This is a genomic window from Maricaulis sp. W15, assembly GCF_001924955.1.
Lineage (GTDB): Bacteria > Pseudomonadota > Alphaproteobacteria > Caulobacterales > Maricaulaceae > Maricaulis > Maricaulis maris.
This window is the reverse complement of the sequence record NZ_LQXG01000005.1, coordinates 1-11,535: the sequence shown is the minus strand read 5'-3', so window position 1 is coordinate 11,535 and position 11,535 is coordinate 1. Positions and strand designations below refer to the sequence as shown.

General features: G+C 61.8%; 13 protein-coding genes. 9 read left to right on the top strand and 4 right to left on the bottom strand.

Features of this window, described 5'->3' with window-relative positions; translation table 11 throughout:
- Window positions 1-137: 137 nt before the first annotated feature.
- Window positions 138-359, bottom strand: a complete 222-nt coding sequence (locus tag AWH62_RS04400; protein WP_143742918.1) for a hypothetical protein — start codon at window positions 357-359, stop codon at window positions 138-140.
- Window positions 360-370: 11 nt separating this feature from the next.
- Window positions 371-1,153 carry a molybdopterin-binding protein gene (locus AWH62_RS04395; RefSeq protein ID WP_075189279.1) on the bottom strand — a complete coding sequence of 261 codons (783 nt, stop codon included), beginning with the start codon at window positions 1,151-1,153 and terminating at the stop codon, window positions 371-373.
- A 64-nt stretch (window positions 1,154-1,217) separates the two neighbouring features.
- On the opposite strand from AWH62_RS04395, the gene sfsA reads away from it, so the two are divergent.
- From sfsA to radC, 5 genes are all read left to right on the top strand, one after another.
- Complete coding sequence (sfsA, locus tag AWH62_RS04390) at window positions 1,218-1,925, top strand: DNA/RNA nuclease SfsA (RefSeq protein WP_075189278.1); 708 nt, start codon at window positions 1,218-1,220, stop codon at window positions 1,923-1,925.
- Complete coding sequence (locus AWH62_RS04385) at window positions 1,922-2,398, top strand: thioesterase family protein (RefSeq protein ID WP_075189277.1); 477 nt, start codon at window positions 1,922-1,924, stop codon at window positions 2,396-2,398. Before sfsA ends, AWH62_RS04385 begins: the two co-directional genes overlap by 4 nt.
- Before the next feature lie 78 nt (window positions 2,399-2,476).
- On the top strand, window positions 2,477-4,165 hold the full coding sequence (locus AWH62_RS04380) for a M28 family metallopeptidase (RefSeq protein ID WP_075189276.1): 1,689 nt from the start codon (window positions 2,477-2,479) through the stop codon (window positions 4,163-4,165).
- 89 nt (window positions 4,166-4,254) lie between these two features.
- Window positions 4,255-5,094 (top strand): type I methionyl aminopeptidase, encoded by an 840-nt coding sequence (gene map / locus AWH62_RS04375; protein ID WP_083634999.1) that lies wholly within the window; start codon window positions 4,255-4,257, stop codon window positions 5,092-5,094.
- Between the two features lie 72 nt (window positions 5,095-5,166).
- Window positions 5,167-5,778, top strand: coding sequence for a DNA repair protein RadC (radC, locus tag AWH62_RS04370; protein WP_233128254.1), 612 nt, complete (start codon window positions 5,167-5,169; stop codon window positions 5,776-5,778).
- A 316-nt stretch (window positions 5,779-6,094) separates the two neighbouring features.
- Here radC and AWH62_RS04365 read toward each other — a convergent pair whose 3' ends face one another.
- Both AWH62_RS04365 and AWH62_RS04360 read right to left on the bottom strand, forming a co-directional pair.
- A complete protein-coding gene (locus AWH62_RS04365; protein ID WP_075189314.1) occupies window positions 6,095-6,487 on the bottom strand; it encodes a VOC family protein in 393 nt (130 codons plus the stop codon).
- A 51-nt stretch (window positions 6,488-6,538) separates the two neighbouring features.
- On the bottom strand, window positions 6,539-6,970 hold the full coding sequence (locus tag AWH62_RS04360; RefSeq protein ID WP_075189274.1) for a hypothetical protein: 432 nt from the start codon (window positions 6,968-6,970) through the stop codon (window positions 6,539-6,541).
- Between the two features lie 109 nt (window positions 6,971-7,079).
- On the opposite strand from AWH62_RS04360, the gene AWH62_RS04355 reads away from it, so the two are divergent.
- From AWH62_RS04355 to purB, 4 genes are all read left to right on the top strand, one after another.
- A complete protein-coding gene (locus AWH62_RS04355; RefSeq protein ID WP_075189273.1) occupies window positions 7,080-8,303 on the top strand; it encodes a threonine synthase in 1,224 nt (407 codons plus the stop codon).
- A gap of 79 nt (window positions 8,304-8,382) precedes the next feature.
- Window positions 8,383-9,000, top strand: a complete 618-nt coding sequence (locus AWH62_RS16745) for a hypothetical protein (RefSeq protein ID WP_143742917.1) — start codon at window positions 8,383-8,385, stop codon at window positions 8,998-9,000.
- Between the two features lie 214 nt (window positions 9,001-9,214).
- Window positions 9,215-9,958, top strand: coding sequence for a hypothetical protein (locus AWH62_RS04350; RefSeq protein WP_143742916.1), 744 nt, complete (start codon window positions 9,215-9,217; stop codon window positions 9,956-9,958).
- Between the two features lie 87 nt (window positions 9,959-10,045).
- Window positions 10,046-11,347, top strand: a complete 1,302-nt coding sequence (purB, locus tag AWH62_RS04345; protein ID WP_075189271.1) for an adenylosuccinate lyase — start codon at window positions 10,046-10,048, stop codon at window positions 11,345-11,347.
- Window positions 11,348-11,535 lie beyond the last annotated feature (188 nt).

Here is an 11,535-nt window from a genome sequence, read left to right as displayed (position 1 = left end):
TATGGGTCCGGGATATCCGCCCAGATCAAGTCAGGGTTTCGCCCGGGATGACGATTGAAAGCACAGTTGAATGAATGGGGTGGCGAGAGTCTTGATCAGGGGAAATGCGAGAACGCGAACAAGGCGCCCTATTGGCCTCACGTCACCTCGACATACACGACCAGCGCAATCAAAAAGCCACTCAGAACGGCAAAGGACACACAAACACAACACGCGACAATCCAGAAGTTTCTGATCATCAGATCATGGTCGGTCGACGTGTGGGTGATCGCCGGTGTCTTTCGTTTCGTCCAGATGCTGCCAATAACCGATATGACCAATATAGACACCAGTGTGCCACACCCGAGAAATGCAGCCATATTTCATCCCCTCAATCCACCGGATCAATCCGCGGGGTGATCCCCACCGCTTCCACCATCGCCGCGATCCGCGCGATGACCTGGTCGAGCTGCCCCTCATCCGTCGCGCGGGCGACCAAATGCGTGCCGCGCTTGATCTCACCGGCTTTGACTTCAAGGAAATAGGGATAGGAGCCGATCGAGACATCGGGGAATTCGGTCGCCAGAGCGCCCAGCGCCTCGGCGACATCGCCTTCGCGGAGATTGTCGCCCTTGACCGAGCGCGACTTTGTCACCGCCCCGCCCTCAAGCCTGTGATCGATATCATTGAGCATGCCGGCCACGATCGAGGGGACACCGGCCAGGGTGAAGACATTGCCGGTCTGGAAGCCTGGCGCGCCGGTGACCGGGTTGAGGATCAGACTGGCGCCATCGGGGATGCGGGCCATGCGCTTGCGACTCTCGGTGACCGGGGTTTTCGTCTTGGCATACCAGTCCTCGATGATCGCCAGGGCATCGTCACGGACATCAATACCAACGCCGAAGGCCGCTGCGACAGCGTCAGCCGTAATATCGTCATGGGTCGGGCCGATGCCGCCGGTGGTGAAGACGTAGTCGCACGTAGCGCGCAGCGCGTTGAGCGCATCGACGATAATATCGGTCTCGTCCGGCACCACGCGGCATTCCACGACATTGATGCCAAGCGGAGCAAGGAAGCGGGCGATCTGGTTGAGATTTTTATCCTGGGTGCGACCGGACAGGACCTCATCCCCGATCAGGAGCACCGCCGCCGTCACCCGTTTGCTCGCCGTCATGAGAATCGTCCTTAAGTATCGCCCGTGTGAGGGTATATGAGCCCGCTGCAGGGAAGTCCAAGCCATGAAATTCGCAACCGCGCTCATCCCCGGCACGCTGGTCAAACGCTACAAGCGCTTCTTTGCCGATGTCGAACTGGACGGCGGCGAGATCGTGACGGCGCATTGCGCCAATACCGGCGCGATGACCGGCATCAAGGATCCGGGCCTTCCGGTCTGGCTGTCACGCTCGGACAATCCCAAGCGCAAGCTGAAATACACTTGGGAGCTGGTCGAGGCGGAAGGCACGCTGATCGGCGCCCTGCCCAATCTCGCCAATGCGCTGGCCGAAGAGGCTGTGAATGCCGGAGTGATCCGCGAACTGACCGGCTATGAAAGCCTGCGCCGCGAAGTGAAATATGGCGAGAATTCCCGCATCGACCTGCTGCTGGAAGGCGGCGGCAAACCGGCCTGCTGGGTCGAGGTCAAGAATGTCCACTGGCAGCGCGGTCCCGGCATTGCCGAATTCCCCGACGGCGTGACCTCGCGCGGCGCCAAGCATCTGGTCGAACTGGCCAATCAGGTCGCCGCCGGCGAGCGCGCCGTGCAGCTTTTCATCGTCCAGCGCTCGGACTGCGAGGTGCTTCGACCGGCCGAGGACATTGATCCGGTCTATGCCGAGACTTTGCGCACCAGCGCCGCCGCCGGGGTTGAAGTCCTGGCCTATGCTTGCGACGTCTCGCCGACGGCGGTGACGATCACCCGTCCGATGCGCGTGGAGTTGGGACAATGAGCGATAACTGGAATGGCTGGGACCTGCCGGATGCCTATGTCCACCGTATCACGGTGGGGGACAGGGATATCGACAGCTTCGGCCACGCCAATAATGCCCGCTATCTGGAATGGGCCGATGAGGCCGCCTGGACCCACTGGTTTTCCAGGGGCGAGAACTATTCGATGGAGGCTTGTGCCAAGGATGATCGCGGCATCGCCATCATCCGCACCGAGGCCGATTATCTGGGCCATGTCCGCAAGGGCGACGAGATCGACTGCGCGGTCTGGATCAGCCAGTCTGATCGTCGGCTTCGCGCCGAGCGCCGCTACCAGTTCCGCCGCGTCAGTGACGGGGCAACTGTGTTTCGTGCCCTCACCAAAGTCGTGTGCTTCCAGCTTTCGACCGGTCGCCCAGCCCGCATGACGCCAATCTTTTCAAACCACTATACCGTGTCACCCTCGGTCGCAGCGGCGCTTGTGACTGAAAATTAACAAAGCGCCGACATTGTACGCGCCCCCTACCCCCCTATAGTCCCGCGGGACACCAACACCTCTTTGGGGGAGGCTTATATGAAGTATCTCATTCCGGCCCTTGCCGGTCTGGCGCTGGCCGCCTGTACGGCCGCAAACGACACTGACACGACGACGGATGTGGCGGACGCCGCCTTCGCGCCGGATGTCAGTGCCGTCAATATCGAAGCCCATATCCGCTTCCTCGCCTCTGACTATCTGGCAGGCCGCGATCCAGGCACGGACGGCTATGAAATCGCCGCCAACTATGTCGCCGCCCAGATGCGGCTGCTCGGCCTCGAAGCCGCTGGCGACAATGGCGGCTATTTTGCCGAAGTCCCCATGCACGAAGTCCGCCCGGATCCGGAATTCAACCGGATGACGCTGGGCGATGAGACCTTTACCCACGGCACCGACGTCTTCATCTCGTCAAACCCCAGCGTGCTGGAAGCGACCGTCACTGGCGAACTGGTCTTTGTCGGCCATGGCGTTTCGGCGGCCAATCGTGGTCATGACGATTATGAGGGCCTGGATGTTGACGGCAAGATCGTCGTCGTCATGGGCGGCGTGCCGGAAGGCGTGTTCGAAGGCCTGTCCGAAGAGCGTGCCCACCACAATTCCGGGACCACCAAGCGCAATGTCGCCGCCGCGCACGGTGCGATCGGCATGATCTCGCTGACCAGCTGGACACCGGAACAACTGGCCGGTTACGCCGAGCGTTTCGGCAATGGTCCGGCGGTCCGCCTGACCACAGCGACCGGCCCGTCCGGCTATGACAGTGTGGCCGCCACAGCCAATGTCACGGCCGAACTCGGCGCCCGCCTGTTTGAGGGCGCGGAAATGAGCCTGGAAGATGTTCGCACCGCCATGTCGGCGGAAGAGCCGAGCTATCCGCGTTTCGCCCTGCCGCATTCGGTCACCATCCAGCAACGCACCCTGTCCGAGCCTTTCGATGCCCCGAATGTCGTCGGCATGATCCGTGGCTCCGACCCGGAGCTGGCAGATGAATTCCTGGTACTCACTGCCCACCTGGACCATATCGGTTCGGTCACCGATCACATGCGCTCGGGCGGTGCCTGCAACACCACCGATGATAGCGACCGGATCTGCAATGGTGCGGTCGACAATGCTTCGGGCGTGTCGATCATGCTGGAGACGGCCCGGACCTTCCTCGAAGAGGGGGCGCCGCGCCGCTCAGTGCTGTTTGTTGCCCTGACGGCGGAAGAAAAAGGCCTTCTGGGTTCCGAGCATTTTGCCCGCAACCCGACGGTTCCGGCCGAACAGATCGTCGCCAATGTCAATCTCGACATGCCGGTCATCGTCTACGACTTCGCCGACGTGATCGCCTTCGGCTCGAACCACTCCAATCTCGGACCGATCGCCACCCGTGCCGCTGCCCGCATGGGTATTGAAGTGAGCGAAGACCCGCTGCCGGAACAATCGCTCTTCGTGCGCTCGGACCACTATAATTTCGTGCGTGAAGGCGTGCCGGCGCTGTTCCTGATGACCGGCTTCTCCTCGCCGGATCCGCGTTGGGATGAGGGTGAAGGCTTCATGGGCTTTCTCAACACCCACTACCACCGCCAGACCGACCAGTTGGATGGTGAGCTGGAAGTCCTGTTCGAACAGGGCGCCAAATTTGCCAATATCAACTACATGATCGCCCGCGAAATCGCTGACAGCGACGAGCGTCCGGCCTGGAATGATGACAGCTTCTTCGGCAATCTGTTCGGTGGTGACGCCGAATAGACTCCAAGCCAAACGCTGAGAAATGCAGGCGCGCGCCGTTCCAAACGGCGCGCGCTCTGTTTATAAGCGGGTGTTGAAGGAGTACCGACTTGACGACTGCCTACGAGACCGTGACCGATATCGACACTGCCAGCCCGCGTGATGGCCGCATCAAGCTGCATGGGCCGGAGGCGTTCGAAGGCATGCGCAAGGCGGGTCGCCTGGCGGCGGAAATCCTCGACATGCTGGTCGAGCACGCCCGTCCCGGCAATACCACCGGCTGGCTCGACAAGCTGGCGCGTGAATACGCCTTTGATCATGGCTCCGTGCCGGCGACGCTCTTCTATCGCGGCTATCGGCACTCGTTGTGTACCTCGGTGAACCATGTCGTCTGCCATGGTATTCCCGGACCCAAGCCGCTCAAGGCGGGCGATATCGTCAATATCGATGTGACGGTCGTGGTCGATGGCTGGCATGGCGATACCAGTCGCATGTACACGATCGGCGAACCGCGCCGGAAGGCCGAGCTGCTGGTCGACACAACCTATGAAGCGATGATGGCCGGTATCAATGCGATCAAGCCGGGCGTCACCCTGGGCACGATCGGCGCCATCATCCAGGATTATGCCGAGGAGCGCCGCTGCTCCATCGTCCGTGATTTCTGCGGTCACGGCCTCGGCCAGAATTTCCATGACAGCCCGAATGTCCTGCATTTCGGCGAGCATGGCGAAGGCCCCGAGCTGAAACAGGGCATGTTCTTCACCGTCGAACCCATGCTCAATCTCGGCCGACCGGATGTGAAAGTCCTCGCCGATGGCTGGACCGCCGTCACCCGTGACAAGTCACTCTCGGCCCAGTTCGAGCACTCCGTCGGTGTCACAGCGGACGGTGTGGAGATCTTCACAAAATCGCCCAAGGGCCTCGACAAGCCCCCCTATTCCAACCGCTAGACCATGACCGACCTGGCATCACATACAGGTCATCGGGACCGGCTGCGTGAAAAACTAACCTCAGCGGGTGGATTGGCACTTCACGATTATGAATTGCTTGAGCTCTACCTGTTCCGCTGCATCCCGCGCCGCGACGTCAAACCCATCGCCAAGGACCTGATCGCCCGCTTCGGTGATCTGGGCGGCGTCGCCTCGGCCACGGTCGGCCAGCTCGCCGCCGTGCGCGGCGTGTCGGAAAAGACCGCCGCCGAACTGAAACTGATCAAGGCCCTATCGGAACGCCTGGCCCGCGAACAGGTGATCGGCCGCCCGGTCATCACCTCCTGGTCAGCCCTCGTCGCCTATTGCCGCACCGCCATGCAGCACGCGACGACGGAACAGTTCCGCGTTCTCTTCCTCGACCGCAACAACAAGCTGATCGCCGACGAGGTGCTGGGCGAAGGCACGATCGATCATGCGCCGGTCTATCCCCGCGAAGTGGTCAAGGCCGCCCTCGCCCACGAGGCCTCGGCCATCATCCTGGTGCACAACCACCCGTCCGGCGACGCCACACCCAGCCAGGCCGATATCGAGATGACCCGGACGCTGATGGAGATTTGCAAACCCTTCGAGATCGCGGTGCATGATCATCTGGTGATCGGCCGCGAGAATACGGCGAGCTTCAAGACGTTGGGGTTGATGTAGGACCTCAGCCATAACCCGGGTGGCGTCATATGTGGCCCGGAAAGAGCGAGCCACGGCTCGCAATAACCCTTAAGATTGCTTATCAGCAAACAATGGAGAGGCGGGGCACCGGAATTGCCCCTCCTTACACGACAGGTGCATTTCCCCCGGACGCAGCCCGGCGAAAGCCGGGCGAAGATCCGGGGCTAACCGAACCCGACACCAGCCTTTGCGCCCGTCCTGCAGCGATAAGCCCAACGTCGATCCCGGATCGCGCTCTGCGCGTCCGGGAAAAATTGTGCGGCGCGCGTTGGGGAAAACTCCCGAGACGCCGACCCTACCCCGCCGGTTCAATCGGCTGCCAGAGCTCGATCTTGGTCCCGTCGGGATCCATCACCCAGGCAAAGCGGCCATAGTCGAAATCCTGGGGCTCGCCTTCCAGCGGCACACCCTTGTCGGCCAAGCGCGCCAGCATGCCGTCCATGTCATCGATCATGAGATTGATCATGAAAGGCTTGTCGGACGGTTTGAAATAATCCGTCCCGGTTTTGAAGCCGGAGAAGATCGTCCGCGCGCCCTGCGGAAAGGCCTTGCCGCTGTCGGCATGCAGGAAGTCGGCGCCGCCATAATCATTGATCTCAAGGCCGAGCTTATCCTGATACCAGGCCATCAGCGCCGCCGGATCGGGGCTGTGAAAGAAGATGCCGCCGACACCAATGATTTTCGCCATCTTGTTCTCCTTCGCTTGTTGCCGAAGCATAGGGCGCAAGGGCTGGTCGGGCTAGCACAGCCGGTCAATCTTGCGGAGCAGGGCCTCGCGATCACTCGCTTTGACGAAGATCGCCGGGATGCGGACGAGATAGCGGGCATGACTGCTGGTCTTCTTGATCGCCTGACGCTCCGCCCCGGCAGCGATGAAACGGCGGATTTCCGCCAGCATGGCGGCGTCCTTGGCCCACAAGGTTTCACCACGATGGTCCAGCTTGAACCAGGCGTCCGACGGCCAGTCGAGCGCATGCTTGGCCGCATGCCCGCACGCACTGCACCGCACCTGCCCGTCCCAATTATCGGGCAGAATTTCGCCCGTTGCGGTGCGCAAACTCACCGGCAAGGGTTTGCCATGCGAGGTCGAGAACACGGCGCGCCCGCCACAATGCGGGCAAACAATATCCAGCGGGCCGTCCAGCAGGGGCTGTTCGTAGATCGAGCTCATGGGCCAACCTATCGCTGCTTTGCCCGCCCGCACAGATGGAAAACAGGCTGGACGCGGCGCGCCTGTCGCCTAGCCTCTGGCCGATCGGACGCAAGAGGACCGGAGCAAGATGCAAGCCCCCGCCAACTATTTCACCCATCTGGAATGCTCCGAGACCGGTGAACGCTATGAGGCCGACCAGCCGCACAATCTCTCCAGTGCCGGCAAGCCGCTCCTGGCGCGCTATGACCTCACAAAGATGAAGGCCGAGAATGATCGCGGGGCGATCTGGGCGCGCGGTGGCGGATTCTGGAAATGGCGCGAGCTTCTGCCCGTGGCCGACGACGCCCATGTCTGTGCCCTCGGCGAGATCGACACGCCGCTCATCGACATTCCCGCCACGGGCAAGGCGTCCGGCGCGACGGGCAAGGTCTGGGTCAAGGATGAGGGCCGCCTGCCGACCGGCAGTTTCAAGGCACGCGGCCTCGCCCTCGCCGTCGCCATGGCCCATCAATACGGCCTCACCCGGCTCGCCATGCCGACCAATGGCAATGCCGGGGCCGCGCTCTCAGCCTATGCCAGCCGCATGGGCATGGAGAGCTGGTGCTTTGCCCCGGAAGACACGCCGGACGCCAATCTGCGCGAGATGGCGCTGCAGGGGGCCCGCGTCTTCAAGGTCAACGGTTTCATCCATCATTGCGGCGCCCTCGTCGGGGCCGGCAAGGACAAGATGGGCTGGTTCGACGTCTCCACCCTCAAGGAACCCTACCGGATCGAGGGCAAGAAAACGATGGGCCTGGAACTCGCCGCCCAGCTCGGCTGGCGCGTCCCCGACGCGATCTTCTATCCCACCGGCGGCGGCACCGGCCTGATCGGCATGTGGAAGGCTTTCGACGAGATGGAAAAACTCGGCTGGATCGGCCCGGAACGCCCGAAAATGTTCGCCGTCCAGGCCGAAGGCTGCGCGCCGATTGTCAAGGCCTTTGAGGACGGCGCGAGACACGCCGAAGAATGGCTCGACGCCCAGACCGCCGCCATGGGCATCCGCGTCCCCAAGGCGATCGGTGACTTTCTGATCCTGGACGCCGTGCGCGAGAGCGGTGGGGCTGCGCTCGCTGTGTCGGAAGACGCGATCGAAACGGCGCGGACACGCTGCGCCCGCGAGGACGGGCTGTTGCTCTGTCCCGAGGGCGCGGCGACGCTGGCCGCCATGGAAAAGGCGATGGGCGACGGGCTGCTGGCGCGCGACGCCGAATGCGTGTTGTTCAATTGCGGCTCGGGCCTGAAATACGCGATGCCGGACGGGGCCGTGATGCTGGATCGGCACGGGGATGTGGATTGGGCGGCGATGTGATTTAAATGCTTGCGTGACAACAAACAGACGCGTCTGAAATGCGAAATTTTGACGGATTCAAAAATGGAAACTTAGTTGCATGACTGAGCCATCATCGTTCGAGCGTGAGATTGCGGACTACGCGATCACCCAGTCGCACAAGCACGAGTCAGAGTCGGCTAACGCCAAGAAAGAACAAGGGCGATACTTGGTTGCAGGTGCAGCAGGTGGGATAGCTCTGCTTGTCGGGCAGTTCGACACCGCTGCCGATACACAACGACTGTTAATCGCATCAGCGCTCATATTTTACGCTGCATCGCTCTACTGTTCATTCAACACCTTGAGAGCAGTTTGGGTAGAAGAATCTGAGAACGCTGTAGCGTGGAAAAAATGGGATGTGGCTGCCCGAACCGTCGTCTTTGAACAAATTCAACAGAAGGGCGCTGTCTCTCGAATGTTGGAACTTCCGCCAACGCCACGAAACAAAACGAGACAATTTGATCGGTGGAACTGGTGGGCGGTAACTTTTCTTGTTCAAGGAGCGATTTGGTCGCTTTTCTTCCTTGGTAGCCACTTTGAGTGGTGGCCATGGCTCGGCCAGCATGCAATTGAGTCAGCCCCTGTTGGAGGCGAAATTTTACCTCCGGAAGCATCGTGCACATCGGGAAAGAGCCCACCCGCAAACTGCGGCAGCGAAAGCTCCGCCCAGACGTTGTGAGCGCTTCATTTCCGTGTGTGGCCGAACGACCGAGGGAGATCATCGGTCTGTCGAATGTAGATTGGGACAAATTTTAGTTGCGCAGCTGCCGCAGCGCGCCCCTCACCTTTGATTCCTCTCCCCGGTCGCGGAGAGGCGGTGCTCGGGCGCGCCCGGACAGACGCACGGTCAAACCCTCTCGCCAAGGCGGGGTTTTGCAGGCCAAGATAGGCGCATGCGAAGATTGCACGTCAACCGTTACGTCCTGGGCTGGGCCCTGATCGCGCTCTGGCTTGTGCCGGTCGGTCTCGAAATCATCCTGCACGCAACTTGGATCGAGGGCGGCGGCAAGTATGGCGACTTCATTCTGGCGCTGCGCCGGGACCTGGCCGTCCCGGATGGCTTGAGCGAGAGCCTGAACGCGATCGCGCTGCTACTCGGCCCGGCGATCGTGCTACTCTGCGAACCGGCGCTGCCGACCTCGGCACGCCACAAGGCTATCCTGCCCGAACAGCGGTTCCGGGCCGGCCTGGTCGATTACGCCGCTGCGCAACTGGCCATCGCCCTGCCCGCGCAGTTGCTCTTGCTGACGCTCAACGAGATGCAGCTTGGCCACCCGTTTGACCCGGACTGGCTCGGCCTGCCGCGCCACTTCGTGGAGCCGCTCGGCCCCGTCGCCTGGCTGATTTATACCGGCTGGCACATCGCACGTCGCAAGCAGACGCTTGGCCAATACGTCAATCGCTATCGCTTGGTCCATCCAGGCCCGGCGTTCAGCCCGCGCGAAGTGGCCTATCAGGTCTTCCGGGTCTTGTTTTACGCGGGCGGGCAACTGGCGCGCTCAATCCTGCACCGTCCGCGCTCAATCCTGACTTATACCAAGGCCGAATACGCCGCGCTCGACGAGACCGAGACGCCCTACTGGTACGCAAACGCCGGCGTGACGACAGAAGTTCTCGACTATGAGGTGGGCCGGTAGCGCGCGTTCAGCCCACCCTCCCCTTGACCTCTCCGCCATTCCATCGCATCCCCCGCGCTTCAGTCTCACACCGCGCGGAGCCCGCTCATGATCCCCCGCTATACCCGTCCTGAAATGGCTGCCATCTGGTCGGACCAGAACAAGTACAAGATCTGGTATCTGATCGAGGCGCATGCGACGGAGAAGCTGGCCGAGCTGGGTGTGGTGCCGCAATCGGCGGTCGAGGCTGTTTGGAAGGCAAAAGACGTCGAGTTTGATGTTGACCGGATCAATGAGATCGAGGCCGAGGTGAAGCATGATGTCATCGCCTTCCTCACCCATCTGGCCGAGCATGTCGGCGAGGAGAGCCGTTTCGTCCATCAGGGGCTGACCTCTTCGGACGTGCTGGACACCTGCCTGGCCGTGCAGATGAAACAGTCGGCCGATCTCCTGCTGGAGGGCATGGACCGGGTGTTGGCGGCGCTGAAGACGCGCGCGATGGAGCACAAATTCACCGCCTGTATCGGTCGCTCGCACGGCATTCATGCCGAGCCGACCACGATGGGCCTCAAGTTCGCGCGCTTTTATGCCGAGTTCGACCGCAATCGCGCGCGCCTGGTCACGGCGCGAGACGAGATCGCTACCTGCGCCATTTCCGGCGCCATCGGCACGTTTGCCAATATCGATCCGGCGGTGGAAGAACATGTCGCGGCGCAAATGGGCCTCACCGTCGAGCCGGTCTCGACCCAGGTCATACCGCGCGACCGTCATGCCAATTATTTTGCCGTGCTGGGCCTCATTGCCTCGGCGATCGAGAATATCGCTATCGAGGTGCGCCATTTGCAGCGTTCGGAAGTGCGCGAGGCGCAGGAATATTTCTCGCCGGGCCAGAAGGGCTCGTCGGCCATGCCGCACAAGCGCAATCCCATCCTCACGGAAAACCTCACCGGCCAGGCCCGCCTGGTGCGCTCGGCCGTGGTGCCGGCGATGGAGAATATTGCCCTCTGGCATGAGCGCGATATCTCGCACTCCTCCGTCGAGCGCGGCATCGGCCCCGACGCCAATGTCCATCTCGACTTCGCCCTGCACCGCACCGCCGGCATGATCGAAAAGCTGATCGTGCATGAGGATCGCTGCCTGGAAAACCTGCAGGCCTATGGCGGCATCCACAATTCCCAGCGCGTCCTTTTGGCCCTGACCCAGGCCGGTGCCTCCCGCGAGGACAGTTATCGCCTGGTCCAGCGCAATGGCATGAAAACCTGGGATGAGGGCGGCATGCTGGTCGATCACCTGAAAGCCGATGAGGGCGTCACTGCCCTGATGACGGATGCCCAGATCGAGGCCTGTTTCGACGAGGCCTATCACATGAAGCATGTCGACACGATTTTTAGCCGGGTGTTCGGGGACTGAGGGCTGCTTGGACCAGACCTGCCCAAGCCTTGTCATCCCTGACGCACGCCCGGCCTCGAGCCGGGCGAAGATCAGGGACCTAGCTGGTCACCGGCACATAGGTCCCTGTGTTTTGCGATGATGTAGGATGGTTGCGCGAAGGAGGCCGTTAGGTCCCTGGCTGCCTTGGCAAGCCGTGAGCGGGTTTG

Excerpts from the sequence above, each read along its gene's own strand:
- AWH62_RS04400 (WP_143742918.1), bottom strand. The coding sequence starts at position 359 with ATGGCTGCATTTCTCGGGTGTGGCACACTGGTGTCTATATTGGTCATA.
- AWH62_RS04395 (WP_075189279.1), bottom strand. The coding sequence starts at position 1,153 with ATGACGGCGAGCAAACGGGTGACGGCGGCGGTGCTCCTGATCGGGGAT.
- sfsA (WP_075189278.1), top strand. The coding sequence starts at position 1,218 with ATGAAATTCGCAACCGCGCTCATCCCCGGCACGCTGGTCAAACGCTAC.
- AWH62_RS04385 (WP_075189277.1), top strand. The coding sequence starts at position 1,922 with ATGAGCGATAACTGGAATGGCTGGGACCTGCCGGATGCCTATGTCCAC.
- AWH62_RS04380 (WP_075189276.1), top strand. The coding sequence starts at position 2,477 with ATGAAGTATCTCATTCCGGCCCTTGCCGGTCTGGCGCTGGCCGCCTGT.
- AWH62_RS04365 (WP_075189314.1), bottom strand. The coding sequence starts at position 6,487 with ATGGCGAAAATCATTGGTGTCGGCGGCATCTTCTTTCACAGCCCCGAT.
- AWH62_RS04360 (WP_075189274.1), bottom strand. The coding sequence starts at position 6,970 with ATGAGCTCGATCTACGAACAGCCCCTGCTGGACGGCCCGCTGGATATT.
- AWH62_RS04355 (WP_075189273.1), top strand. The coding sequence starts at position 7,080 with ATGCAAGCCCCCGCCAACTATTTCACCCATCTGGAATGCTCCGAGACC.
- AWH62_RS16745 (WP_143742917.1), top strand. The coding sequence starts at position 8,383 with ATGACTGAGCCATCATCGTTCGAGCGTGAGATTGCGGACTACGCGATC.
- AWH62_RS04350 (WP_143742916.1), top strand. The coding sequence starts at position 9,215 with ATGCGAAGATTGCACGTCAACCGTTACGTCCTGGGCTGGGCCCTGATC.
- purB (WP_075189271.1), top strand. The coding sequence starts at position 10,046 with ATGATCCCCCGCTATACCCGTCCTGAAATGGCTGCCATCTGGTCGGAC.